General features: G+C 39.9%; 20 protein-coding genes. 12 read left to right on the top strand and 8 right to left on the bottom strand.

The features are described from left to right. Positions 1-30: 30 nt before the first annotated feature. From AAC851_RS05450 to AAC851_RS05435, 4 genes are all read right to left on the bottom strand, one after another. On the bottom strand, positions 31-2,043 hold the full coding sequence (locus tag AAC851_RS05450; RefSeq protein ID WP_100833329.1) for a TRAP transporter permease: 2,013 nt from the start codon (positions 2,041-2,043) through the stop codon (positions 31-33). Next, positions 2,040-2,516: a DUF1850 domain-containing protein gene (locus AAC851_RS05445; protein WP_340600625.1), complete on the bottom strand. Its 477-nt coding sequence runs from the start codon at positions 2,514-2,516 to the stop codon at positions 2,040-2,042. The genes AAC851_RS05450 and AAC851_RS05445 overlap by 4 nt, the downstream gene beginning before the upstream one ends. Then, positions 2,513-3,517, bottom strand: coding sequence for a TAXI family TRAP transporter solute-binding subunit (locus AAC851_RS05440; RefSeq protein ID WP_340600624.1), 1,005 nt, complete (start codon positions 3,515-3,517; stop codon positions 2,513-2,515). Before AAC851_RS05440 ends, AAC851_RS05445 begins: the two co-directional genes overlap by 4 nt. A gap of 151 nt (positions 3,518-3,668) precedes the next feature. After that, the gene (locus AAC851_RS05435) at positions 3,669-4,211 is read right to left on the bottom strand and encodes a DUF2062 domain-containing protein (RefSeq protein ID WP_008941850.1); all 543 of its coding nucleotides are present in this window, start codon (positions 4,209-4,211) and stop codon (positions 3,669-3,671) included. A gap of 301 nt (positions 4,212-4,512) precedes the next feature. Here AAC851_RS05435 and AAC851_RS05430 point away from each other — a divergent pair, with 301 nt between their 5' ends. From AAC851_RS05430 to AAC851_RS05400, 7 genes are all read left to right on the top strand, one after another. Next, positions 4,513-5,106, top strand: coding sequence for a LysE family translocator (locus AAC851_RS05430; protein ID WP_340600623.1), 594 nt, complete (start codon positions 4,513-4,515; stop codon positions 5,104-5,106). A gap of 100 nt (positions 5,107-5,206) precedes the next feature. Then, positions 5,207-5,776, top strand: a complete 570-nt coding sequence (dcd, locus tag AAC851_RS05425; protein ID WP_003653416.1) for a dCTP deaminase — start codon at positions 5,207-5,209, stop codon at positions 5,774-5,776. A gap of 548 nt (positions 5,777-6,324) precedes the next feature. After that, a complete protein-coding gene (locus tag AAC851_RS05420) occupies positions 6,325-8,394 on the top strand; it encodes a hypothetical protein (protein WP_340600622.1) in 2,070 nt (689 codons plus the stop codon). Positions 8,395-8,406: 12 nt separating this feature from the next. Continuing rightward, the gene (locus tag AAC851_RS05415; protein WP_340600621.1) at positions 8,407-9,105 is read left to right on the top strand and encodes a hypothetical protein; all 699 of its coding nucleotides are present in this window, start codon (positions 8,407-8,409) and stop codon (positions 9,103-9,105) included. A gap of 20 nt (positions 9,106-9,125) precedes the next feature. Further along, positions 9,126-11,522: a DUF6160 family protein gene (locus AAC851_RS05410; RefSeq protein ID WP_340600620.1), complete on the top strand. Its 2,397-nt coding sequence runs from the start codon at positions 9,126-9,128 to the stop codon at positions 11,520-11,522. Positions 11,523-11,542: 20 nt separating this feature from the next. Further along, a complete protein-coding gene (locus tag AAC851_RS05405) occupies positions 11,543-13,042 on the top strand; it encodes a hypothetical protein (protein WP_340600619.1) in 1,500 nt (499 codons plus the stop codon). A gap of 131 nt (positions 13,043-13,173) precedes the next feature. After that, positions 13,174-14,169 carry a DUF6160 family protein gene (locus AAC851_RS05400; RefSeq protein ID WP_340600618.1) on the top strand — a complete coding sequence of 332 codons (996 nt, stop codon included), beginning with the start codon at positions 13,174-13,176 and terminating at the stop codon, positions 14,167-14,169. 87 nt (positions 14,170-14,256) lie between these two features. On the opposite strand, the gene AAC851_RS05395 is transcribed toward AAC851_RS05400, so the two are convergent. Both AAC851_RS05395 and AAC851_RS05390 read right to left on the bottom strand, forming a co-directional pair. Then, complete coding sequence (locus AAC851_RS05395; RefSeq protein ID WP_340600617.1) at positions 14,257-15,189, bottom strand: tRNA dihydrouridine synthase; 933 nt, start codon at positions 15,187-15,189, stop codon at positions 14,257-14,259. Between the two features lie 80 nt (positions 15,190-15,269). After that, a complete protein-coding gene (locus AAC851_RS05390) occupies positions 15,270-16,079 on the bottom strand; it encodes a cytochrome C assembly family protein (RefSeq protein ID WP_004761875.1) in 810 nt (269 codons plus the stop codon). Between the two features lie 147 nt (positions 16,080-16,226). Between AAC851_RS05390 and ffh the strand changes: the two genes are divergently transcribed. Next, positions 16,227-17,636: a signal recognition particle protein gene (ffh, locus tag AAC851_RS05385; RefSeq protein ID WP_004638090.1), complete on the top strand. Its 1,410-nt coding sequence runs from the start codon at positions 16,227-16,229 to the stop codon at positions 17,634-17,636. Positions 17,637-17,796: 160 nt separating this feature from the next. Further along, positions 17,797-18,384: an RBBP9/YdeN family alpha/beta hydrolase gene (locus AAC851_RS05380; protein WP_109440257.1), complete on the top strand. Its 588-nt coding sequence runs from the start codon at positions 17,797-17,799 to the stop codon at positions 18,382-18,384. Here the strand turns inward: AAC851_RS05380 and AAC851_RS05375 are convergent. Together AAC851_RS05375 and AAC851_RS05370 are read right to left on the bottom strand one after the other, a co-directional pair. Further along, entirely contained in the window at positions 18,354-19,097 is a 744-nt protein-coding gene (locus AAC851_RS05375) for a pantothenate kinase (RefSeq protein ID WP_340600616.1), read from the bottom strand. The genes AAC851_RS05380 and AAC851_RS05375 overlap by 31 nt on opposite strands. 15 nt (positions 19,098-19,112) lie before the next feature. Then, positions 19,113-19,868, bottom strand: coding sequence for a biotin--[acetyl-CoA-carboxylase] ligase (locus tag AAC851_RS05370; protein WP_100833337.1), 756 nt, complete (start codon positions 19,866-19,868; stop codon positions 19,113-19,115). Between the two features lie 25 nt (positions 19,869-19,893). Here AAC851_RS05370 and AAC851_RS05365 point away from each other — a divergent pair, with 25 nt between their 5' ends. From AAC851_RS05365 to smc, 3 genes are all read left to right on the top strand, one after another. Beyond that, entirely contained in the window at positions 19,894-20,694 is an 801-nt protein-coding gene (locus AAC851_RS05365; protein WP_100833338.1) for a sulfite exporter TauE/SafE family protein, read from the top strand. Between the two features lie 367 nt (positions 20,695-21,061). Further along, complete coding sequence (locus tag AAC851_RS05360; RefSeq protein WP_005081419.1) at positions 21,062-21,757, top strand: GntR family transcriptional regulator; 696 nt, start codon at positions 21,062-21,064, stop codon at positions 21,755-21,757. Between the two features lie 10 nt (positions 21,758-21,767). Beyond that, a complete protein-coding gene (gene smc, locus AAC851_RS05355; RefSeq protein ID WP_160127242.1) occupies positions 21,768-25,226 on the top strand; it encodes a chromosome segregation protein SMC in 3,459 nt (1,152 codons plus the stop codon). Positions 25,227-25,482: the final 256 nt, after the last annotated feature.

Here is a 25,482-nt window from a genome sequence, read left to right as displayed (position 1 = left end):
GCCTTTCTGAAATTTGCTTAAACTTCGAGTTTAAATGTTCGAAGACGATGGACTTTCTTTCTTGGCTTGTAAAATATTCATTGCAATTGAAAGACCGACCATCACTATTCCGATCAGATCAGTTCTGCCCTCAGGCATAATCATCAGTAATGCACCGATCCCTAAAATTAAACGCCAAACTAGATTCATTGAGGTTTTAAAATAGCCCTCTACCGCAGCGCCTAAAGCCAAGATACCAACAATTGATGTAACCGTAATACTGACAATACTCCAGATTGGTGGAAGCGCAAACTCGCGTGCATTCAATGCAATATTAGTCGTATCAATCATTAGCATTGCAGGGTTATAGACAAACAAGAAGGGTACGATAAAGCCTGCTAGAGACAATTTGAGTGCCTGAAAACCAGTTTTCATCGGGTCGCCCCCTGAAATACCAGCCCCAGCAAAAGCAGCCAAAGCAACAGGAGGGGTGATATTGGCGAATAAACCAAAATAGAAAACGAACATATGAGCAACGAGGATAGGCACATCAAAATGAGCCAAAGCAGGGGCAGCCATTGTTGCCGTGATGATATAGGCAGGAATAGAAGGAAGTCCCATACCTAAGATCATGGAAGCGACCATAGTAAATAATAAGGTCAGAAACAGATTTCCTGCGCCGACACTCATGATATAAGAGGTCATCACCGATCCGAAACTGGTTAAGCTCACCACACCAATAATTAAACCAACCACCGCACAGGCAGACATCACTGATAAGGATTGTTTAGCACCATCCGCAAGCGCCTCTAAGATCTGTTTGAATCCCATACGCGTGGTTTTGCGAAGATTGGCAACCACGATTGTTAAAAGAATTGTGTAGACGGCAGCATAACTGACAGGCATAGACTGAAATAAGAAAAAAACTAACGCCACGATTGGAATCAGTAAATGTCCGCGTTCTTTTAATACTTCTTTAACGCGAGGAAGGTCAGCTTTAGGCAAGCCTTTTAAATTATCCCGACCTGCACGGAAGTGCACTTGGGAGATTACCCCAAGATAATAGAGCAATGCAGGGAGCACCGCAGCAAGGGCAATAGTGCCATAACTGACCCCTGTTGTTTCAGCCATAATGAATGCACTCGCGCCCATAATTGGCGGGAGAATTTGTCCACCAACTGAGGCACTGGCTTCCACCGCACCCGCAAAATTCTTTTGATAGCCAATTTTTTTCATCAAAGGAATAGTGAAGGAGCCTGTTCCCACCACATTTGCGACCGCTGTACCGTTAATACTGCCCATAAAGCCACTAGAAATCACAGCAACCTTTGCAGGGCCACCTTGTTTATGACCTGCTAAAGCCATTGCGAGATCATTGAACAGTTTGCCCATACCAGATTTGGCAAGAAATGATCCAAATAGGATAAATAAGAAAATGAACGTGACCGATGCACCGATGGCTGATGAATACAAGCCCTCAGTTTTTAAATACATTTGACCAAAAATATCGCTCACACTATATGGTCGAGTGAGTAAGCGGTCAGGCATCCAATTAAAATGACTAATGAATGGATAGGCGAGAAAAACCAACCCTAAAATCGGGAGCATCCAGCCCATGATTCGTCGTGCCGCTTCAATGACTAACACAACCGTCATGACTGCAAACACAATATCCATGGTATTGGGAATACCACCACGAGAGGTCATGATGTTTTGATATTCAATCCATAAATAGCCCAGTGAGGCAAAGGAGGCTAACATTAAAATCCAGTCATACCATGCAATATGCTGTCGATCACTACTTTGTCGTGCAGGATAGAGTAAGAAAATTAGTGCTAAACCGATAGACACATGTGCTGAACGTTGGATCAGTTCAGGTAACGGGTTATAGGTAATAAATAAATGAAAGAGTGAATAACAAATTGCTAAAACGGTAATAAAGAGGGCAACAGATTTCTGTTTGGGTGTGCGAGTAACCGATTCCTTATCAAACTTTTCTAATAATTCTCTTTGTTTGGCTTGATCACTCTGTTCTGGTGTTGCACTGTTATCGGGTTTATTCATCTACATTCTCCTAACCACCAGATCTTCCATAATGGTGTGTACGTACTCTTAAACTGCACAAGGCTATAATCAGGCAGTTCATTTGCAATTGACCATGTCGTATTGTTCCAGGACAGTTGACCTTGCATATTTCGTGAAACAGTCCAATTAATCTCTTTCAGTTTTTGATTTACAGCCATTCTGATCACGCCATCTTTTTGAGAAATAATGGGGTAATCGCTTGGTGTACCAGCGCCAAAAGATATTAGATCGGTATAGACCAAACGGAATGTATTTTTTTCACGATGATAACTTTCCCGCCATATTGTTTTTTCGACAGAATGTCGCCACTGCAAGTTAAAGTCAGCTTCACGAATGATGCAATTATGTTTTTCACTCATCACATGTGTATTTGCAATTGGATAACTGACCAATAAAACAATACCAAAGGCTAAACAGAAAAGTGCAGCCGAAGCTGCACTTATAATTTTCATTGAGCTGTCGCGACCTCGTCGTAGTATTTTTTAGCACCTGGATGGAGTGGTGCGACTAAACCATTTTGAGCACCTTGCAAAGTGATGTCTTTTGCTGCTTGGTGAGTATTGGCTAAAGCATCTAGGCTTTCGAAGAAGGTTTTAGTCAATTTGTAGACATCATCTTCAGATAAATCAGAGCGAACGACTAAAGCATTCATGATTGCTGCAGTTGGAATATCCTCAGCATTGTCATAGGTTCCTTTCGGAATAATCATTGGTAAGAAATAGGCCTGATCTTTGGCAATTTCTTTAATCTTATCAGGATTGATACTGACCAACTGTAGATCATAACCACGTTGCAATTCCATCAGTGACGAGTTTGGAATACCGCTGGTAAGGAAGGCTGCATCTAGTTTTCCACCTTTCAATGCATCCGCTGCTTCGGCATAACCTAAATAATCTACTTTTACATCCTTGTAGGTAATACCAAAACCATTCAACAAAGTACGAGCATTGACTTCAACACCTGAGTTCTGAGCACCAACTGCGATACGTTTACCTTTCAAATCCTCAATATTTTTAATTCCAGATTTCTTTGAGGTTACGATTTGCACATAGTTCGGATAGAGCGCTGCGATTTGCTGAACATTGGTGATTTTATCTTTAAAGCTGCCTTGTCCATTGATTGCTTCGGTGAGACTGTCGCTCATCACAAAAGCCATTTCTACTTTGTTTTGCTTTAACAAATTTAGATTTTCTACAGAAGCACCTGTGGTCTGTGTCTTAGAGTTAACACCATAAGTTTTATGGTAAATTTCAGCCAAATTTGTTGCGATGACATTATATGGACCTGAAGCTCCACCAGTTGCAATATTAACAAATCGTGTTTCCAGTTTATTGGCGCTTGTCGTTGCGCTACTGCCTTCTTGGCTTGCATTTTTATTGCCAGTATTGTCAGAACAAGCAGATAAACCTGTTATTGCTAAACCGAGTAAAATGAGTTGGGGCCATTTTTTCATTACTATCTCCTGTTTATATGCACACCATAAATCCATCATTTGGCTGCTTCATTTAATATTCAGTACATTTTTACGCAATTAAATATGTTCTACTCTTACCGTATTCTCAGGGGGATGGCAACTTTTTTTACAGGTTTTTAGACTAAAGAATTTATCCTGCTGAATGGCGTGATTTCCATTTGCGGATCACCATCCAACGCCAGATTAAATGTGTAGCAATATAAAATAATAGTGCGAACAGAACGGCTTCGATGATGAGCCCTGTAATTAAGATTTTGGCTAAATGCAAATCAATATGTCCATGACCAAAATTTTGTAACCAGTTGAGGATCTGATGTAAGACGCCAAGTAGCATGTCTTTATTAATCATATTGACGTGGAAGATTTTTGCACCAAACCAAAAACCTAAATATAAAATTGGGACAATGGTCAACGGATTGGTTAGCCAAGCCATACATAGCCCAAGCGGCAAATTTACTTCAAAATATAAAACCGTGAGAATAATGAAAAGGCTGTGGAAAGGAACTGGTAAAATTCCCCAAAATGCCCCAAGACCTATCGCTTTTGCAATCGAGTGTCGATTCACATACCAAAGCAATGGATTCAAGGTGCGAGTGCCGAATATTTTCATAAGTTTTAAATCAGCAATTTTTTCTGAGGAAGGAAGCCACTTTTGGAAGAATAGCTTAGGCATAAAATGGGTAAAGTGATGAGAAAATATCATCTTTATTTTAACAGTCGTTTCTTAGCTCAAACTTAAATTATGTACAATAAATGTTTGATTTTCATGTTGTAAAAGCCAAAGTACAGAGTGGGGTGGTGAATAAATCTACGATAATGAGGTGGTGACTTACAAGTTACTAAACATTGACTCTTTAAAAAGATAGTAAATATAAAAGCTTAGCTGAAAGGTAGACATGACCCCTTACAGATATTTTTTGCTATCATAGTATTGTTTAGATTAATCTAAAAACCTCTCTTAGTGAGGTCATTCAATGATTTCATGGTTTTTTATCGGTTTGGTTGCCACGATCTTGTTCACACCAGGTCCAACCAATACTTTGCTAGCATCTTCAGGTATCCAAGTCGGCGTACGCAAATCTTTATTGCTCATACCTGCAGAAGTGATGGGTTATATCATAGCGATTAGTGCATGGGGGGTGTTGATTGGTACTGCCTCTGCTACCTTGCCATTGCTCCCAACATTCTTAAAATTATTGAGTGCAAGCTATATTCTTTTTCTAGCTATAAAATTATGGCGTACAGCAGACCAACAAGTTGCATTGAATCAGCCAACGATCAGACCACGAGAGCTTTTATGTGCGACATTGCTGAACCCTAAAGCATTATTGTTTGCGTCAGCAATTTTCCCTGCAAGTGCTTGGACGAGCCAAGAAATATATTTGACTCATATGAGTACTTTCGTTGGGCTAATTGTTCCGATTGCTATGTTTTGGATTGCCGTTGGGGCAGCTTTAGCAACGAATAAAGTTGGATGGTTATCTCAAGCCAAATTACAAAGGACCGCATCTATTGTGCTCGTGAGTTTTGCGATTCCGATCAGTTATTCTGCACTTTCTAAACTCTAGTCGTTCTATCAGATTGCTGATAGAACAGCATTGTTTTCATTGGCAGCATTTTACGTTAAAGTAGCCACCAATCATCAACTTCGTTTTTGGATATAAAGACATGGCAATAAAATCTGATCGTTGGATTCGTGAAATGAGCGAAAAACACGGCATGATTGAACCTTATGCAGAAAATCAAGTTCGTTTCGATGAAAACGGAGAAAAGTTGATTTCCTATGGGGTATCAAGCTATGGCTATGATGTCCGTTGTGCGCGTGAATTCAAAGTATTTACCAATGTACACTCTGCAATTGTAGATCCAAAAAACTTTGATGATAAAAGCTTTATTGATATCGAGTCTGATGTTTGTATTATTCCACCAAACTCGTTTGCTCTAGCACGTACGATTGAATATTTCCGTATTCCACGTAATGTACTTACTGTATGTTTAGGGAAATCAACTTATGCGCGCTGCGGTATCATTGTGAACGTTACGCCGTTAGAGCCTGAGTGGGAAGGTCACGTTACCCTTGAGTTTTCAAATACCACAAATTTACCTGCACGTATTTATGCGGGTGAGGGTGTGGCTCAGATGTTGTTTTTTGAAAGTGATGAAGTATGTGAAACATCATACAAAGATCGTGGCGGGAAATATCAAGGTCAAACAGGCGTGACACTGCCGAAGACTTAAATTTTCAGGGTGTTTATTATTATAAAAAAATTTAACCATTGATCATTCGGTCAATGGTTAAATTATCAGAGTAAAGTATTGGTTTTGAAGCAGTTGCTTATATTATTTTTTAAGAGATCCTTTTTACATATAAAATTTTCCTTATTATAAGGCTAAAGAAAGAATTGTTTTATCAACTTAATTGATACTCTATTTATATTGGCATTTGGAAAGAGTCTTTTATCTCACATAGAAGAATAGTTGATGTCTAGTGTGATGCAGCTAATTAGACCTAAGTTCAGTTTTCGCTTGGGTGGAGATTTTAATTTTGTTCTTATCTTCATTTTTTAGATGATAAATTCGCTTATCGGAAAAATGTAACATTTGACCACTTTCTTTTGCATTTGTGTAAATATTCGGCATAATAAAAAATGAGAATCGGTAGGCAAAAATAGCCTAACAAGTTTGAGTGTGGCTCGGAAGCTGAAAAATCTTAATTGATTTGGTCACTCAATAGGATGAAAGAAAAATAAAGATGGTGCGGAGCATCAGTTGATAGGATGGTCATTATGGCTGAATGTACTTCTACGGTAGTTTTTAAACGAACTTTATTGGCAAGTTTTATTGGCTTGTGTATGAGTCAAGCTGTTTTTGCATTGCAAGAAATTTCCGATGAAGGTCTTAGTCAGACAACAGGTGAAGGTATTGCACTTCTACCTGAAAACTTTTCTTTTCGTTTCAATGGTGCTGATACTGCCAATAGTGGTGCAGGGACGTATGGTGCAGGTTCGATTCGACTGATTCCTGTTGGGCCATTAAGTGCAACAGCGACAGCAAAAGGTTATAAAAAGGCTGACGCTTGGCTATATGGTCTGTCTTTATCTCAATCAAACAAAAATGTTGGTACTGCTATTGATGGCAGTGATTGGGGGACACTGTATGGTCGACCAATTGACTCTTGGGGATCTGCTTCGAATCCATGGGTGATCAAAACACTAACTGATGATGTACCTAATTTTGTAGGTAATATTGAAAACGTTACTTATTTAACTTTGGAAGCTCCTTTACGTCATACTACACTTCCAGCCGCAGGAAGTGCAGAGTCCTCTGCATATAACTTAAAGCTAGGCTTATGGACTGATATTTTTCAACGAGATGCAAATGTTGTTGAAAATGGTCTAGATGGACTGAGTAATCGTTTGCGTCTAACCGCCGTTTGGGATGGATTTAGCATCAACGGCTCAAATCTAAAAGTATTCCAAACATTAGGTGGTGTTTCACCTGCGATGGGCGGAACTTATGATGCTGTAATGAAAGTAAATAATGTAGAAACGACAAAAACTTTCAATTATGGTCTAAATACCAACTATAACCAAACCTTTGGTGTGGCGGGTTTGGTTCGATTAAACAGTGGTGCAACTGATACAAAGCGTGGCACAGTGAGTAATCAGACTGTAACTCGTGAAATTGTACAAGTCGATTATAATCCGACAACGAATATTTTCTTTGAAAATGGGGTGTTGGCCACTGGAACCACGATTACTAATGCTCAAGGTAATGCATCTAATAACACCAATGGTATTAGAACGTCTTATGATCCTCCAACTAATGCTACAGTACCAGGGAGTTTTCCAAGTGGAGGGATGTGTACGTCTCCTAAAAATAATACTGTAACTGGAAATGGACATGCTGGTCAGTGTTTAAACCAAAATGGTTTTACTACCCGACGGTTAAGAGCCAAGGGCAGTAATGACTGGACAGCACCAACTTCAACCAGTGTATTTAGAATTAGTACTCAAGAGCTGATTGGTGGTGCGACTGATAATAGCACACCAGCATTAGGTGGTGTCGTTCCAAATTTTCAACCCAATTCGAATGCAGATGGGCTGTTTCTCTATGATGTCAACATGAACTTGGTATTAGGGAATTTATATCAACCCTTGATGTTAAGTACTGATGGTAATAACTTCTCTATTGAGTTAGCGCGTATTCCGAATGTACAAGAGGTGTATAGTCGTATTTATACGCGTTATGAACATATTGATCCTGCGGCAAGTGTTGATTCGGGCGTGACTTATTTAGGGTCGACTTGTAATATTTATCAATGTGGTAGTTCAACGATTGCGGGTTATCAGGGAAGTGCTGCGACGCATAGTAGTATTACCATTGGTTCAACAGAATATAACCCTGTGACTAATCAACTCACTGCACACAAAGGGATTGGTGCTTATGGGGTGTCGATTGGTGAGTTAAAGTCTGGAACTGGATTGCACAGTTCTGTACAAGAGGATTTTACTCAAGTTTGGCGTAGAACTCGTGGAACCACCACCCAAAGTTGTGGTTTTCTTTGCACAGAAACTGTTTGGGGAGCGTGGGGGAGTTGGAGTGCTGTGGCTCCTAAAACACCTTTAACGGGACAGTTACATCCATCTCTTGATCGCCCTGACCCGTATGAAACGACTTGGCGTCAGAATACCAATAATCAAATTTTAGGAATCCAAACAACAACACCTACAGATATTGCTGGAAGAATTAATAGTATGCAACCAACGGGTGCTACAGTGAGTAATAACTTTGGTTCGGCTGTTATAGATGGTTTATTGATTCAACATTTTAAGTTTAGTACAACGGGCTTATAAGGATATAAGACGATGAAGTTTCTTAAATATAAAAAGAAAAACTATCATGGTGGGATGACTTTTTTTATTAAAGGTTTAACGCTTCTTTTTGTGTCAACATCCTTGTTTGCCATGGAAAGCTTAGATGATCAAAGTTTGCAAAATATTACTGGGCAGGCTGGGGCAGACTTATCATTAAAAGTGAGTTTGAATCACGATAGCAATGCTAATTTTTTATGTGCGGACTTGTTATATTGTCGTTTAGCACTATCGTTGAATAACCGCTATCATGATGGGACACAAGATACATACGATGCTCAAGGGAATCGTATTCCCTCACCAACAGGTCGTAAGCAATGGTTGGTGATGAAAGGTATACAAGGGACTGTGAATATCCAAGAGATTAAATTGGATGGTGAAGATGTTATTTATAATGGTATTTCTCATGCAGCAATTAAATTGGGTTTCAATCCTGTAAAACCAATTGAATTTAGAAATGTGGGATTCCAATCTTTATCTATTGAAACTGATACATGTACTGAAAGTGGTGCTAACTGTTCTACAGGATCAAATAATTTGCCAGGTTATCTAACACCAGCGACTCCCTATGGTGGCAGCGGTTTTGATGCCAATAAGGAACGAGGCTTTATTGGTCTAAATATGAATGGTAATTTGTCATTGACGGGCGATATCAAAATTTTCTCTTGTGGCTCGGCACATCCGCGTTGTTAAAATAAAAAGGAAAAATGGTTATGAAAAGGATTGCAAAAACACACCGCCATTTTGTTTTAACAGCATTGGCAAGTAGTATCTTGGTTTTGACACAAAGTGCTTATGCATTGCAAGAGTTACACGATCGTGACTTACGTATGGTCAATGGCCAAGATGGTATCTCATTACAACTCGAATATGATGAAGTGAAAATTGATCAGCTCTATTGGCAAGATCAAGCTGGTATGGCAAATAATGTTGAGCAATCACTTCGTGCAGTAGCGAATGATGTAAGAGTTCGTAAAAATATGGCTTATGATGCAGGCTCAGGCGCTGGGAATTATACGCTAGGTACACACTTTAAAATCAATACTGGGTCAAATGGCTCTAAGACGGGGCTAGATCTACAAATTGAGTCACAACCCGCTACAATTTCAGTTAATAATTTCCAAATTTGTGCTCAAACACCTGCTGTAAATTGTAATGCAGCGATTGGTAATTTGGCGATCCAAACAGGATCGCCACAAGTGATAGCACTGAGCACCCGAGATGGTCTATTTAATTCTAACTCACAATCTTCATTGCAGCTTGGTTTGCAAAATATTAACCTTTATACAGGTTTAGGTACAGGAACAGCAAACCAGTTTAATCAACTTATTTTAAAAAATTTCAACTTTAACTTTCTAGGCAAAGGCGCGATGTACGTCGATGCGACGAAAGGGTTGATTTTACAAACCAATTTAGGTTCTGCTTCAGCAAGTAAACTAACCAGTCCCAATACAACATATGGCTATGTTGATTTTGCTCGCGTGACGGATCCAAATCAGTTGGGTGCTGAAACAGGAACTTATGCTGGAACAAGTGCTGGTCTTAATATTGAGTTAATGACAAAAGCTAATGTGACCATTGATCCAAACCTACCCGTCTATAACCTCGATGATAGTAAAGGTTTGATTCGGGTAGGCATGAGTGGGCGCGTAGTAAATGGTGCCTTGCAGTTACGTGGTACAAGTGCTCAAGGTTTAGCGGCACCTGTTGATAATAATCAAACCAATACGCACACACCAAATAACGTATTGGGTTTTGCAAGTGATGCAAGTACAACTGCAAATGGTGCTGATGGAACAGTGATCGGTTCGACAGGTTTAGCATTACGCTTAAGAGGGGAATTTACTCAGAAAGGTGATGCAATGCTTGCTGGTGATGATAGTAAAGCCACTACCTTAGAAATTGGAGGCGCTGGTAATAATACTTTTGGCTTTGAGTTCGGCGATCTGAGTCCATTGGTGATTAACTCAAATCAACGTGCTTATTTTGATAGTGGGAATGTCTACATTAACCTTGCGAATACACGTCATTTGAAAATGCCAGAAAACTCAGTATTGCGTAATTCCCGGTTGGGGGGAACAGCAACTGGCACGTTGACAACATCTGCGGATTATCTACAGCAAATCCATAATCAAGCAGAAAATCCCTATAGTCTAGTAGTTGCAGTACGTGGAGCGGATTTCCAAGCACTCTCACGACGCGGACGTTTTACCTCTGGTAGTGGGGTCTCAGTTGCAAATAAAATAGACCCGAGTGCAGGACTCAATAATAAATGGGGATTGGGGCTACCGTTTTATAATGTCAATGCGAATATTGCCACTTACGCAACATCTTATACAGGTGAAGTGTTTAACCTGAATAATTCAAATAATATGGTTACACGCTCTACAGTAACTAATTCACAGCGTTTAGGTTTAGCTTTAGGATTGAGTACGGAAGGGCGTAATAGCGATGGAAGTAAAACAACGTCAATTTTGATCGTTGATGGTGATAAAAACTATTACATGGGTTTGCGTAATATTGACATGCTATTACGTGGTTATGGCAGTATGGGATTTGAAAGTGGTAATGTAAATGTTGAATTAAAAGATTTACTGATGGTTATGGCGGCTGAAATCGCAGCTGGATATTTACCAACTTACAATGATCCAAATAGTGCTACCCCTGTCATTATCAATGCATTCAATACCAAAGATGATGTATTAATGGGTTTAAAACTGAAATTTTTAGGTGATATGAATTTTAGTTTGATTCCAAATAATGAAATTTCAGCGAATAATGGTAATCGTTTGTCTGTTGTTGGGCGTTATCGTTTAAAAGATGGGACTTTGCAGTTGAGTGACCCAATCGATGAGGCGAGTATCGGGTTTGACAATATGTCTGGTTTGATACAGTTTAATAATGCGATTGTAATTAATAAAGACAATGTAGGTTTTAACTTCGGTTTTGATTTTAACCCAGATAGAAATCCAAATGATGTTTTCCGAGTAAAAGACATTAACTTCTATCCTAGAGTAGATGCTGCCAATAATCGAGCACAGCGTCTTGGAGAGATGGTTATGACTGGTGGACAAATTCGATCTGAATTCACGCTAAAACCGCGTAACTGATTGAGTAATATAGGAAGGAAATGATGAAAAACGGAATTAAAAAATCAATATTGACCTCTTGCTTACTCATGACGATGTTTTCTACTCATACGTGGGCAAGTAACGATAGTCTGGTTGAAATGACAGATAACGAGTTATCTTCTATACAAGGTCAGGCACTTTTATCTTTAGGTTTTACTGCACCCAATACATCTAATCCATTGCAAAACTTTGGCTATTATAAATTAGGCCTAGAAGCAAAAATGGAATTGAACGCCAATATTCGTGCATTGCAACTGGGTTGTGGTGGACGAAATGGGCCAGATGGTTGTGATATCGATATGGAAAATGTCTCATTAAGTGGCCCACCAGATGGAAAATTGGCAGATGGTACACCTACATGGTCAAAAGGACGTGCTAATACCAGTGCTGTTCTAACGAATCCATTTATTGAGTTTGCAATTAAGAATCCAAATAGTGCTTCTACACGTGAAGTTGCTGGTTTTCGATTGAGTGCTGAAGAAATTTTAGGTTATCTAACAGCAGGTACACGGAATGACATTGATGGCAATGGTCTGTCAACTGGAGGTGGGATTAATACCTTTAGCGGATTTATTAAGGTAGGCGAAACACCCGTAAATGCGTTTACTGATCCTGCCATGTTTGGAACAACGGCAGATCAGTTAATCTATGCTGATGTTAATATGATAATCGGTAGTCGTACAGTTTTTACTAATCCTAATGCAATGACTCCTGGCGCTAGTGGCTATATTAACCCTAATAGCGATAGTGATTTAGTCGCAGCTTTATATAAGTATAATGGTAATCCTATTTGGGGAATAAATGTACCACGCCAAGAAGTAGCATTTAACTTTCCTGAAACGATTGTAACGGGAAATAGGATGAAGCAACTGAATCTTGTGGTGAAGGATGTACCAATTCCAACGATTGCTATTGGTGCTGATAGTGGGGGGATATCAATGACTTTAGATGAAAATCTGACTTGGGTTAGTAGTGCAACATTCTTTATGGGGGCAAAAGGAACCACAGCAGCTGGTTGTGCTGCAGTGATAAATACTAATAATTGTTCTTATATTACCAATCTAAAAGCGAATGTGCAGGTTAATCAAAATTTTAATTTAATTCATAACTTGCCAATTAGTAGTGGTGGATATCTTGCTTTACAAAATACGGCCTTAATGTGGCCTGGTGCTGATCCGAATGATATTGCTCAACCTGGTTGGTGGCTGTCTTTTAAAGATCCACTTGATTTTGGTGCTTTAAATCCAACCACAGGCATTCCAATGCAAGATGTCCTACCACAAATTGCAACCTTTATTACTAATTATCTTTCTCAAAATACTATTAATTTGGGTATTGGCGATGTATTAGGTGCTGCATTTGGTGCTCCTTTGTATAAGGGGATTGGAAATGTACAACTTGCTAATGATGCACGTGCAATTATGGTTTTGGAAAACCTGCTTTTAGATGGGCATCAACGACCAGTTGCGAACTGTTTTGGTGGTTTGAAGTTCTGTTAGGTTTTTAGATGTTATAGCTAAAGGTGGCACTCAGTCACTTTTAGTTTCAGATGCTTTACATTGATTGTGGTTTCTCTAGATTATGCTAAGCTAGAGTACATATTTTAAACATTTGTCTATGGATGAGGGCAATGAATAAAAACAAAAAGCTAGGATGTTTTTCATTGTTATTGTTAAGTCCTTTAACAATGGCAATGCAACCCATGGATGATCAAAGCCTTTCAGCCACGACAGGACAAGATGGTTTGACGATCAGTGTACAGTCGAATATACAATTCAATCAGTTGGCAATTATTGATAATGATGGTCTAGCTACAGACTATACCAATCGAGCTGGTTTAGTTGTTGCCGGTGTTGCTGGGCAAACGACGGATGCACCCGTAAAAGTAGTCGGTTTAAATAGCGGTGCTGAAACGACACTTGGTTTTAGCGCGACGATAGATACAGATGCTGGCACAGGTACAAATGGCGCATTTGCAAATATCGCGATCGCATTTAATAACAATGTCACAGGGCTTCGAGTTTCTCCTTTCTCTGTATACGCAGCTGCAGCAAACTCACTCTCTAGTATTAGCGGTAGTACCTATACACAAAACTCTATTTTTAATTCTGGCACCTTGTTAAAGAGCGATGTCAAAGAAATATTACGCGTAGGTGGAATTGACGTCGTCTTTGCTGCAAATAAGCCCACGATGAATATTCAATTGGGAGCTGCACCGCAAGGCAACATGATCAAGTTTGGCGGTGGTATTGATTCAATCTGTGGCGCTGGTGATGGTTGTAATATCATGCTGGTTTCTGACTATGCCGTTTCTGGGGATTCAACTACTGCACCGATAGGCGCAAGCTTTGATTTTAAATTTACTGGGCATAATGGATCACCTTTTGGTTTGACTGGTTTCTATGCAGGGATTGAAGCTCCTCAAGGTTCAGATGCGGGTGGCTTTATTTTTGGGCATGTAGGAACAACAGATAAGTTCAATTTACAACTCAACAATGTGTTGCTTGGTAGTAATAATGCTCAACAAGCAGATGTCTTCAATAATTTACCCAATGCATCTATGGGGAGCTTTGGTTTGACTGGCGCTTCTGTGACTAATTTGAGAATGAGAGTGAGCGGGTTATAGGCTGAGGTTGTATCTTCTGGTTTTTCAATTTTGCGAAAGCGACTTTATGCATTTAGCTCATGAGTCGCTTTTTTAATTCAATAACTCTTATTTTTTTGCATTAAGTGCATCAACAATCAGCTCAAGTTGTTTCATTCGCTTCACTTGCCCCCATAGTTCCTGCGCTTCGGGATAGGCTTTGCTCATCATACCTAACCACTGTTTATAACGCCCAATCATGCCAATTTCAGTTTTATATTGACCACTTAAAAAGCGTTGTTGCAGTTCAACTAAGTTCTGCCAAGAAAGAAGTGCATCGTCAATGTCTTGACGAACACATAAGGTGATATCAGGCGTGGTGACAGCAGCACGACCAATCATGATGTCCTGACAGTGTGATTGTTGTAAGCATGCTTTGGCATCGGCATTGTTCCAAATTTCACCATTGGCAATCACATTGATTTTTAATGCTTCAGTGATCGGTTGGATTTTTTCCCAATATGCGGGCGGAGTATAACCATCGGCTTTGGTTCTTGCATGTACGGTTAACCAACTAGCACCTGCATCTTCAATGGCATGAGCATTTTCCATCGTATGATTTTCATCCAGATAACCTAAACGCATTTTGGCTGAAACAGGGATGTGAGAAGGTACAGCGTCACGTACTGCTTTTACTAATAAATGAACAGTTTCAGGTTCATCGAGTAGCACTGAACCACCACGATGGCGGTTGACCGTTTTGGCTGGACAACCAAAATTAAGATCAATTGCTGGCGCGCCAAGTTCAACAACTTTAGCTGCATTCGCTGCCAGCATATCGGGATTATTTCCTAGAAACTGAACGTGGACAGGTGTACCCGCAGCAGTTTTGCCATCCGTTTGTAGTTCAGGACAAAAATTATAATAAATATGGTCTGGTAGAATACTGTCTGTAATACGAATAAACTCGGTCACGCACCAATCAAAGCTGCCCACATGAGTGAGAACATCACGCATGATTGGATCAGTTAGACCTTCCATTGGGGCAAGTACAAGTTTCACGGTGGTTACCTAGTTAAGCGAAAACAGCGTTATACGCATTTTAAGAAACGCTGTCTAGTGTTTATTCATCCACGAAATACTTAACGTCCTAAGATCATTTCGAGTACAAATTTACTGCCAATAAAACCAATCGCGAGCAAGATAAAACCTGTAATTGTAAAACGAATCGCTTTGCGTCCACGCCAACCAAATTTGTAATGTCCAATCAACAAAGCACCATATAAAAACCACGAAATTATGCTAAACGCAGTTTTATGCGCAAGGTGTTGGGCAAAGAAATTATCAATGGTAAAGAAGCCAAATAATAAGGCGGCAGTGAGTAGAGCAAATCCTGTAATAATTAAATCAAAGAGTAATGATTCCATCACTTGAAAGGGAGGGAGTAAATTGACCCAAATCCGTTTTTTTTGCTTTTTTTTCAGTTCTCTGTCTTGGAACCACAAGAGAACGGCATGAATGGTTGCCATTAAAAGTACAGCATAGGCTGAAAGCGATAAGATAATATGTAGATCTAATCCAAGACTATGCAACTCAATAAATTGATTTGGCTTGCTATATACAAATCCTAGAATTAAACCAAATGCAGCAACGGGCGTACCGATCAGATTTAAAGGTAAAACGGGGCGAATCAGGCTAAGGATTAAACTCAAGGTGAGCATAAGCCCTGAGGTGAACGAGATAAGGTTAAACACATCATAGTTGATGCCCATTGGTGTCATCATGTCTTGATAGAGAACTACACCGTGTAATAACAGTCCTAAACCAACGAGAAGACCGTAACACCAAAGATTTGGTGTACGTTTTGACATTAGACGAATAAACAAATACCAAAAAGAACTGGTATAAGCCACAAGTGCCAAAATTGTGTAAACCAAGGGGAGACTGATCATGTCAAACCTTTTTTAGGGGGATGAATAATATTCACCATATAAGATATAAATTCGCTGCGAACTACAGTATCCTATAGCATCTTATGCATAAATTTTCTATTTTAAGAAAGATTTTTTTGCAACTAGCCATTTTAAGCGGATTTCGCAATGTTTGATACCTTAACAGAACGACTCACACAGAGTTTAAGAAATGTTACTGGCTCAGGGCAGCTGACCGAAGACAATATTAAAGATACCCTACGTGAAGTACGTATGGCACTTCTTGAAGCCGATGTGGCGTTACCTGTAACTCGTGAATTTATCGCGAAGGTGAAGGAAGAAGCACTCGGTCAAGAGGTCATGACACAGCTTTCTCCTGGTCAGGCATTTGTAAAAATTGTCTATGATGAACTCACCAAGATGATGGGGGAGGCAAATGAAACTTTAGATTTAAGTGCTAAGCCACCTGTCGTTGTACTCCTTGCAGGTTTGCAAGGTGCGGGTAAAACCACAACCGCAGCAAAATTGGCACGCTTCTTAAAAGAACGCCAAAAGAAAAAAGTAATGACGGTTTCTGCTGACGTGTATCGACCAGCAGCGATCAAGCAGTTAGAAACCGTATCGAACGAAGTCGGTGTTGGTTTTATTCCATCGCAAGCATCTGAAAGACCAATTGATATTGTAAATCGCGCGATTGAACAAGCGAAGATTCAATTTGCGGATGTCTTGATTGTCGATACGGCGGGTCGTCTCCATGTCGATGATGACATGATGGATGAGATCAAAGAATTACATGCTGCGGTTAAACCAACAGAAACTTTGTTTGTCGTTGATGCGATGACAGGTCAGGATGCTGCCAATACAGCAAAAGCGTTTAACGATGCTTTGGCTTTAACGGGTGTGATCTTGACCAAAACTGATGGTGACGCGCGTGGTGGTGCGGCACTTTCTGTTCGTGCCATTACAGGCAAGCCAATCAAGTTCTTGGGGATTGGTGAGAAACTGGATGCGTTAGAGCCATTCCATCCAGATCGTGTTGCACAACGTATCTTGGGGATGGGTGACGTCCTTTCTTTGGTCGAAGAAGTTGAACGTAAAATCGACAAAGAAAAAGCCGAAAAAATGGCGAAGAAATTGCAAAAGGGCGGCACCTTCAACTTTGAAGATATGCTGATGCAATTTGAGCAAATGAGCAAAATGGGCGGCATGATGGGCTTCTTGGATAAGCTCCCAGGTATGAGTAACTCTGGTATTCAGGATGCGATTGAAAAAGCAAATCCTGAAAAACAAGTGAAACGTATGGAAGCAATCATCCAGTCGATGACGATTAAAGAGCGTCGTAATCCTGACTTGATGAATCCGAGTCGTAAAAAGCGTATTGCTGCGGGTTGTGGTATGGATGTCGCTGAAGTGAATAAACTCATTAAGCAACAAGCGCAGATGGCGAAAATGATGAAGAAGTTCGCCAATCCATCTGGTATGAGCAAGATGCTTAAATCACTAGGCAATATGCAAAAACAATTTGGTGGTGGCGGTGGTATGGGACCATTATTTGGAAATAATGATTCCAAAAAATAATTGAACCATCATTTCTAAAAGGCGCGTTATGCGCCTTTTTTATTAATCTATATCGAGTGATGTTGTATAAAATTAATACAAAAAATCGATATTCAATCTGGTTTTAAAGGAGCAAAATTAATTTTAAGTCTATGTTTTATATTGAATAATAATGTCAAATATGTCTCAAAATATAATGAATACGGTGTATATTGCACATTGTATGAACGCTGATCCAGATCAGCACTGGTATGTTTGGTTGGAACAACAGCTCAAACTGTTAAATGTTACTGTTGAGCGGATTTTTTTAGCTGATGCGAGTCATCCGGATCCTGAGATTTGGCAGACCTGTTTGGAAGCACAGTTAAAAAAAATGGATGAACAAAGTATAGTTGTGGCCCATGGGCTTTCTTGTGTAGCGGTTGCTCGATATCTGACGAAAAAACTGCAACAAAAAACGATAAAGGCAGGCATATTTATTGCCGGTTTTAATGAGTCAATTCCAAATTATCCAGCATTAGATTCATTTATAAATCATTGTAAAATCGATGCTGGAATATTGCGGTTAAATATCCAGCGTAGAGTCGTTGTTTTTTCGAGTAACAATCCAATAGTACCTGTTCCATTTAGTTTTAAGTTTTCACATTTACTCAATGCGCAGTTGATCGAAGTAGCACAAGCTGGACATTTTCGTGCAGAAGATGGTTATTCAGAATTTCCTCAACTTTTACCCATTATTCAAGCCTTACTCAAAGTTGAACTAAGTTGAACATATTGTCGTAAGCCTTTTAGAAGTAAATCTGGTTCAACTTGTGGTTGATAATGATTCAGGAACTTTGCAAATAAATTTGCATCTCCACCCGTTAAAATAAGTTTCTTTGGAGATTGCTGCATAATTTGATCAATGCTACTGATCAGTCCCAATAAAATGCCATGATGGACAGCATCGACAGTGTTGTGTCCTGGTTTTAAATTATCAAAAGCAGAATCAGGAATTTTAATGCCTTTGGTATTTTGGATGAGTGCATCTCGTTGTAAATATAAGTTCGGTAAGATATATCCACCAAGATGCTGCATACCTTCTACTAGGTCGATTGTTAGAGCAGTTCCACAACCAATTACACAATAGTTTTTATTTACATGCGCAACTGCCAAAACTTGTAACCAACGATCAATCCCGAGTTGGTTTGGTACATCATAACCACATTGCAAACCTGCATAATCTGCATGCACTTTTGCAAAAATGACGGGTATATCAAGGATATCAAGAATACTTTGAATACGTTGATTATTCTCACTGTCCAATACCGAAGAAATTCCGACACGGCTGAGGCTTTGGTAGCGAAAATGTTGGATCAAACCTAAGAGTAGATCTGCTGGGGATTGTAAATGTAGTTCAGCGGCATGCTCAATGACATGCTCACCTTCAGTTATCCAATATTTAAGACGTGTATTGCCGATATCTAGCCATAAACTTTTCATAAGTGGTTTCATTCCTTAATGCGATGTAAGTCTTAACCGACCTTGATAAAAAGTTTGCGTGTGATCTGTACGGATAAGGACAGCACCATCATTTGAAATCCCTTGAAAAATCCCTTGAACTTTGCCTTGAGTATGTTCAAATTCAACGGGTTGGTTGATCCAAATCGCATGATGATTGAAGCGTTCAGCTAAGTTATAAGAGCCATGTTCAAACCATTGAGCTGCTTGTTGAATCGCTGTATACAATTCTGCAATCAATGTAAGTCGATCAATTTGATGTAAGCCAAGCATATGCAGTGACGTGATCGCTTGATCTGCATTTTCAACGGGCGGTGTGTTGAGGTTAATGCCTACACCGACAATTGCTTGATTGCTTGATAAAGGTTCAACCAAGATTCCGCCCCATTTACCTTGAGGACTATATAAATCATTGGGCCATTTTACTTGTAGATTTAAACTGTGCAGACTTGGCATTTGTAAAATATTTAATGCAATTTCAAGCGCAAGACGACCATCCAAGGCCGTTTGACTTTGAATCAATGTGCTTAAATAAATATTGCCTTCTGGTGATGACCAGGCTCTTTGGTGTTGACCGCGACCTTGTGTTTGTTGTTCACTGCACACCAATCCTGTGCTTATACCTTTTTGAGCAATTTCACGCATATCATCGTTGGTTGATGTGGTCGTAGTTTTGAGTAAAACCACTTCGGGAAATTGGCCTTTGGCACTAAGCAATTGCTGTAGTTGACGTGTTACGAAATCATCCATCATTTTTAAGTAGAGTGGTCATGTATTTATGGAGTTAATCATATATTTGCTGATTGGTGCAATTGCTGGATTTACCGCAGGGCTATTTGGCGTGGGCGGTGGATTAATTATTGTTCCAATTTTATATATTGTTTTCACTCAACTAAATTATGACCCTAACGTCATCATGCATATTGCCGTAGGAACATCTTTGGCGACGATTATTGTGACTTCGATCAGTTCAGTGATGGCTCATCATAAAAAAGGGGCAGTCTTGTGGTCGGTTTTTCGTAATTTGGCACCAGGTTTGGTTCTAGGTTCATTTTTAGGGGCTGGTATTGCAGATCTTATGTCTGGTCAGCATTTGCAATTGGTGATCGGTATATTTGCAATTTGGATGGCATTTAAAATGTTTAGAGGTGCACATGGTGTAGTAGACCCAAATCGCCATTTACCATCCGCTTCGATTCAATTGGCTGCTGGAGGCGGAATTGGGGTCGCATCTGCAATTTTTGGTATCGGTGGGGGGAGCTTAACAGTTCCTTTCCTAAATCGATATGGTGTGGTAATGCAAAAAGCAGTCGCAACTTCTGCGGCATGTGGTTTACCGATCGCGGTTGCTGGTGCAGTGGGGTTTATGTGGTTTGGTACTAAACAGCAAGTAGAGGTACCAAACACCATTGGTTATGTTCATATTTATGCTTTTATAGGCATTAGCATAATGAGTTTTATTACAGCGAAAGTCGGTGCGCGAGTGGCTCATCGTTTGTCTCCAGCGATGTTAAAAAAATGTTTTGCAGGGCTGCTAGTCACAGTAGGCTGTTATTTTGTATATAAAGGGCTTTTTTAAGCCCTTTGGTTAAAAAACGCAGCTTTTGTGAGCTTATTGGAAATTACCAAGATGAATATGGGTTTTGTGTGACTTGTTTTGATTAAATTTTATTTAATATGATTTGCATCAACAATTTCTTTATTGGTTTTATGTTTCAGATATATGGTTGATCGCTAAAATTTATACATAAATATTTGATATTAAAAGTAGAAAAGTTAATGTTTTTATTGAAAACAGGGGGCTGCGTGGTTTTTTTCCATATGATTGGCTTAAAAAGCAATAAAATTGTCAGACAATGATATAGAATTTATAGCGCCAGATCAGTTAAAACAAAAAAGCGCAAATAGCATTGGACAATGCGTATAACAAAGATAGCGAGGGGCCCATGAATCTTGAAGAGGCTGATAGTCTTTCTGAACAGATTGCAAAATATATTAGTGAACAAATCATTAGCGGTGAGTTGGTTGAGGGTGAACGCATCCAAGAATTACGTATCGCTAAAGAATTGGATGTCAGTCGGGGTTCTGTCCGTGAAGCATTATTATTACTAGAACGTACTTATCTGATCGAAATTTTCCCACGTCGTGGTGCGATTGTTTCTGAAATGTCCGCTCAACAGGTTAAAGCCTTGTTTGATACCAACGTCATGGTACTTGGGCATATTGTGCAGCGGATTAGTGAGACATGGCGTGTCAACGAAGCTGAACAATTGCAAGTTATGTTGGATCAGTTGGTTGAGTTTGTTAGAGCCGGGGATATTGAGAAATTTTATGACGCAATTTTTAATTATTTAGCTGAACAGCATGACATGGTGGCAAATCCTTATTTAATGCAATTCTATAAAGAACTGTTGCCATCTCTGCGTCGTAGTTATTTTTTAACCTTAAATACCTCACGTCGTGAGCTGCAAGAATCATTTACGCTATTTAAGCTCGTGATTGATGCTATTTTGATCCGAAAATCACAACAAGCTGCTTTATTTATGGAAGATTTTTGTCGACACTTGCGTAACCTTGTGTTGGAATCTCTGACACGTATGAAACAGATTGAATTGGCTTGGGCGAGACGCTCACGCCGTTAGTTAGGGCAGTATGCGTTTAAGCAGTTTAAAACTTTCAGGCTTTAAATCTTTTGCCGATAGTACCACTTTACATTTTAAGGCCAACCGTACTGCGGTTGTTGGGCCGAACGGTTGTGGAAAGTCGAATGTCATTGATGCGATTCGTTGGGTTATGGGCGAGTCCAACGCACGTCAATTGCGTGGCGGCAGTATGCAGGATGTTATTTTCACAGGGACATCCAAGCGTAAGCCTGTCGGTGTGGCCAGTGTAGAACTTCGTTTTGATAATACCTATGGCAAATTAGGTGGCGCTTATAATGCCTATAATGAGCTTGCTGTTCGTCGCCAAGTGACGCGTGAAGGTAAGTCGGAATACTTCTTAAATGGTACACGGTGCCGTCGTCGTGATATTACCGATATTTTCTTGGGTACAGGCTTAGGACCGCGTTCTTATGCGGTGATTGAGCAGGGCATGATTAGCCGTCTAGTCGAAGCCAAACCTGAAGAAATGCGTGTGTTTATTGAAGAAGCGGCAGGTGTTTCCCGCTATCAGGCACGTCGTCGTGAGACGCTACAGCATTTAGAACATACCGAACAGAATCTAGCACGTTTAGAAGATATCGCTGTTGAGTTAAAATCACAGCTAAGAACGCTAAAACGTCAGTCTGAAGCCGCAATTCAATATAAAACGCTAGAAAGCCAAATTCGTCATTTAAAAATTGAAATCCTTTCTTTTCAAGCCAATCAAAGTCACAAGTTACAACAAGAATATACCGTAGAAATGACAGAACTTGGTGAGCGTTTCAAACTGGTTCGTTCTGAGTCAAATACCATTGAGCATGACCTAGAAGCGACCAGTGCATTATTCCAGCGTTTAATTCAGCAATCATCGCCTTTGCAGCAGGAATGGCAGCAAGCAGAGAAAAAACTTGCTGAGTTGAAAATGACACTGGAGCAGAAACAAAGTCTATTTCAGCAAAATAGTAGTAGTTTGGCTCAACTTGAGCAGCAAAAGCTTCAAACCAAAGAGCGCTTACAATTATCAGAGTTACAGGTAGAAACGCTTAGCACTCAGTTTGATGAGCAAAATGAAACATTGCTGGCATTGGAACAGCAAACGCAATCATCTGAGCAAAACTTTACGGATGTTCAAGCCCAGCAAAAACAAGCCCAGCAGCAATTTGAGCAACTCAAAACTCAAGTTGAGCAGCAACAGCAAAAAAAATTGCAAATGGCAGCACAAATTGAGCAATTGACGAAAAATGTTTTAAGGCTTGAACAACAAAAGCAGACCTTACAAGCACAAACCAGTCAGATTCGTGCACAAGTTCAGAATGATGAGCAAGAACAGCTCGAACAATTACAGCAACAATTGCAGCAAGAAATTGTTCTGTTAGAAACTGCAATTGACCAGTTACAGTACGAGGTACAGACACAGCAAGATCAGCAACAGTCAAATAAGACGGATCTACAAAGCCTAAAAACAGAGATTCAGGTTTTATTGGCTGAGCAAAAAAACTTAAATCAATTCGTTGCAAAACAAAGTCCAAAGCATGATCAGAATGCAGTACGGTTGATGCAAAGCTTGCGTTTAACTGCTCAAGGCAAAGCTCATGCTGTGATCATTGAAAAATTTTTAGCTAAATGGTTGCAAGCACAGCTGATTGAGAGTGGACAAACATTCCAAGAAGATGTGGCGCGTCAGTTAAAATCATTTACGCAGCAAAAGATTCAAATACAACAACTGCGGTGTTTAAGTGATTTTATTGAAGCTCCCCAATCTTCGCTCTGGGCAAATGTTGCCGTTGCAGATGATTTAACGACAGCATTGGGTTATCAGTCTGATCTTAATCATGCACAATCAATTCTGACGCTTGATGGTTATCATATTGGTGCGGATTGGATGATTGGCCTGCATTATGATGAAGATAGTCAAAGTGCACAGGGCGTGCTAAGCCATCAAGTGCGTTTAGAGGAAATCGAACAACAACTTGCAGAAAAGCAGCCACAATTACTTGAATTAGAAAACCAATTTTCTGTTCAACAACAAACTTTGCAGCAACAGCAACAACATTTACAGCAACAGCAACAAAGCCAAAAACAAAAGCAAAAAGAATTACAACAACTCGATGTGCAAATTGCCAAGCTACAAAGTACGGCACAGGCATTTGTGTTGCAGCAACAGCAATTGGCCGATCAACTGAAACAGCTTGATCTACAGCTTGAAGAAGATGCCATGCAGCGTGATGATCTGGAGATTGATCTGCATGCGCTTGCATTGAAATTAGAAGCAGTGTTGCCGAACTATAAAACTTTACAATTTCAGGTGGAAAACTTGAATGAGCAGTTGGATGAGCAGCAACAGCAGTTGACTCAACAACAGCAGCAACGTGAAGCTTTACGCCGTCAAACCTCGCAAGCCAATCAGCAAATTGAATTGTTAGAGAAAGATATCTCGTTCCTGAAAACGCAGTATCGTCAAATCATCGAACAAATTGAGCAGGCCAAGAAGTTTGTTGATCCGATTCAGCTTGAGCTGCCGAACTTGGAGTCGCAATTCCACGAGCAATTTCAGCAAACCGAAAAGCTGCAAAAAACCTGGAATGAATGGCAACTTGAACTGAATCAAGTGCAAGAGAAACAACAGCAACTCACAGAACAACGCCATCAAGCTCAACAGAAAGATGAGCAGGTGCGTGAGCAGTTGGAACAAAAGCGTTTGGCTTGGCAGGCAGCTAAATCAGATCGGGAGCACTATCTCGATCAGCTAAAAGAATTAAACGCTGAGGTTCTCCAAGATGTATCGATTGAAATTAAAGAACATCAGCAGAAACTTGAAAAAGCACAACAACAATTTGAAAAAATTGGTGCGGTGAATTTGGCAGCTTCACAAGAATATGAGGAAGTTTCTCAGCGTTTTGATGAACTCAATCATCAAATGCAGGATTTGCAAAATACTGTAGACCAGCTCAAAGCTGCGATGAAGAGTATTGATCAAGAAACACGTAAGTTGTTTATGACAACATTTGATCAGGTCAATCAAGAGTTACAAATGTTGTTTCCGAAAGTGTTTGGTGGTGGTGAAGCGACACTAAGCCTCGAAGATGATTGGCAATCAGGCGTAAAGTTGATGGCGCGCCCACCTGGTAAACGGAATAGTTCTTTGGCCCTACTTTCAGGTGGAGAAAAGACTTTAACTGCTTTGGCTTTGGTTTTTGCGATCTTTAGATTAAATCCAGCACCATTTTGTGTTTTGGATGAGGTCGATGCGCCATTGGATGATGCAAATGTGCAGCGGTATTGTAATTTGGTAAAAGAGCTTTCTGAACAAGTGCAATTCATTTACATTACACATAATAAATTGGCAATGACAATGGCGACAGATTTGTTGGGTGTAACCATGCCAGAGCCAGGTACATCAAAATTAGTGACTGTTGATCTGGGGGATGTTGATATTCCACACATGCTTGCGACAGAGGACATTTCTTAGGCGATGCTAGGCACGAATTACGTAATTTAGTTATTCTAAATAAGTAATGAGTAACAACGCAGCGGCAAAAATGTCCCTGTCCCGCAGGGTTATGGCTAAAACTGCCGTAAACTTCGTTATGAAATTTGACAAGGGAAGTACCATTGTCTGCATTTCATGCCTTGTTTACGTGGTTTTAGCCAATAACGCAGGCATGGCTGAAATAATCATCATTCCCCCCTAAACAGGCAAAAGAATACGGGTTAGTTGCGGAGTC

It is taken from the genome of Acinetobacter sp. HZNU-JH01 (assembly GCF_037996845.1).
Taxonomy (GTDB): Bacteria; Pseudomonadota; Gammaproteobacteria; order Pseudomonadales; family Moraxellaceae; genus Acinetobacter; species Acinetobacter haemolyticus.
The sequence above is the reverse complement of the archived record's forward strand: the minus strand, read 5'-3'. Positions and strand labels throughout refer to the sequence as shown.

Excerpts from the sequence above, each read along its gene's own strand:
- AAC851_RS05415 (WP_340600621.1), top strand. The coding sequence starts at position 8,407 with ATGAAGTTTCTTAAATATAAAAAGAAAAACTATCATGGTGGGATGACT.
- AAC851_RS05405 (WP_340600619.1), top strand. The coding sequence starts at position 11,543 with ATGATGAAAAACGGAATTAAAAAATCAATATTGACCTCTTGCTTACTC.
- AAC851_RS05375 (WP_340600616.1), bottom strand. The coding sequence starts at position 19,097 with ATGAAAAGTTTATGGCTAGATATCGGCAATACACGTCTTAAATATTGG.
- ffh (WP_004638090.1), top strand. The coding sequence starts at position 16,227 with ATGTTTGATACCTTAACAGAACGACTCACACAGAGTTTAAGAAATGTT.
- AAC851_RS05360 (WP_005081419.1), top strand. The coding sequence starts at position 21,062 with ATGAATCTTGAAGAGGCTGATAGTCTTTCTGAACAGATTGCAAAATAT.
- AAC851_RS05410 (WP_340600620.1), top strand. The coding sequence starts at position 9,126 with ATGAAAAGGATTGCAAAAACACACCGCCATTTTGTTTTAACAGCATTG.
- AAC851_RS05450 (WP_100833329.1), bottom strand. The coding sequence starts at position 2,043 with ATGAATAAACCCGATAACAGTGCAACACCAGAACAGAGTGATCAAGCC.
- AAC851_RS05440 (WP_340600624.1), bottom strand. The coding sequence starts at position 3,517 with ATGAAAAAATGGCCCCAACTCATTTTACTCGGTTTAGCAATAACAGGT.
- AAC851_RS05390 (WP_004761875.1), bottom strand. The coding sequence starts at position 16,079 with ATGATCAGTCTCCCCTTGGTTTACACAATTTTGGCACTTGTGGCTTAT.
- AAC851_RS05400 (WP_340600618.1), top strand. The coding sequence starts at position 13,174 with ATGAATAAAAACAAAAAGCTAGGATGTTTTTCATTGTTATTGTTAAGT.
- AAC851_RS05370 (WP_100833337.1), bottom strand. The coding sequence starts at position 19,868 with ATGATGGATGATTTCGTAACACGTCAACTACAGCAATTGCTTAGTGCC.
- AAC851_RS05445 (WP_340600625.1), bottom strand. The coding sequence starts at position 2,516 with ATGAAAATTATAAGTGCAGCTTCGGCTGCACTTTTCTGTTTAGCCTTT.
- AAC851_RS05365 (WP_100833338.1), top strand. The coding sequence starts at position 19,894 with ATGGAGTTAATCATATATTTGCTGATTGGTGCAATTGCTGGATTTACC.
- AAC851_RS05420 (WP_340600622.1), top strand. The coding sequence starts at position 6,325 with ATGGCTGAATGTACTTCTACGGTAGTTTTTAAACGAACTTTATTGGCA.
- AAC851_RS05435 (WP_008941850.1), bottom strand. The coding sequence starts at position 4,211 with ATGCCTAAGCTATTCTTCCAAAAGTGGCTTCCTTCCTCAGAAAAAATT.
- AAC851_RS05380 (WP_109440257.1), top strand. The coding sequence starts at position 17,797 with ATGTCTCAAAATATAATGAATACGGTGTATATTGCACATTGTATGAAC.
- AAC851_RS05430 (WP_340600623.1), top strand. The coding sequence starts at position 4,513 with ATGATTTCATGGTTTTTTATCGGTTTGGTTGCCACGATCTTGTTCACA.
- dcd (WP_003653416.1), top strand. The coding sequence starts at position 5,207 with ATGGCAATAAAATCTGATCGTTGGATTCGTGAAATGAGCGAAAAACAC.
- smc (WP_160127242.1), top strand. The coding sequence starts at position 21,768 with ATGCGTTTAAGCAGTTTAAAACTTTCAGGCTTTAAATCTTTTGCCGAT.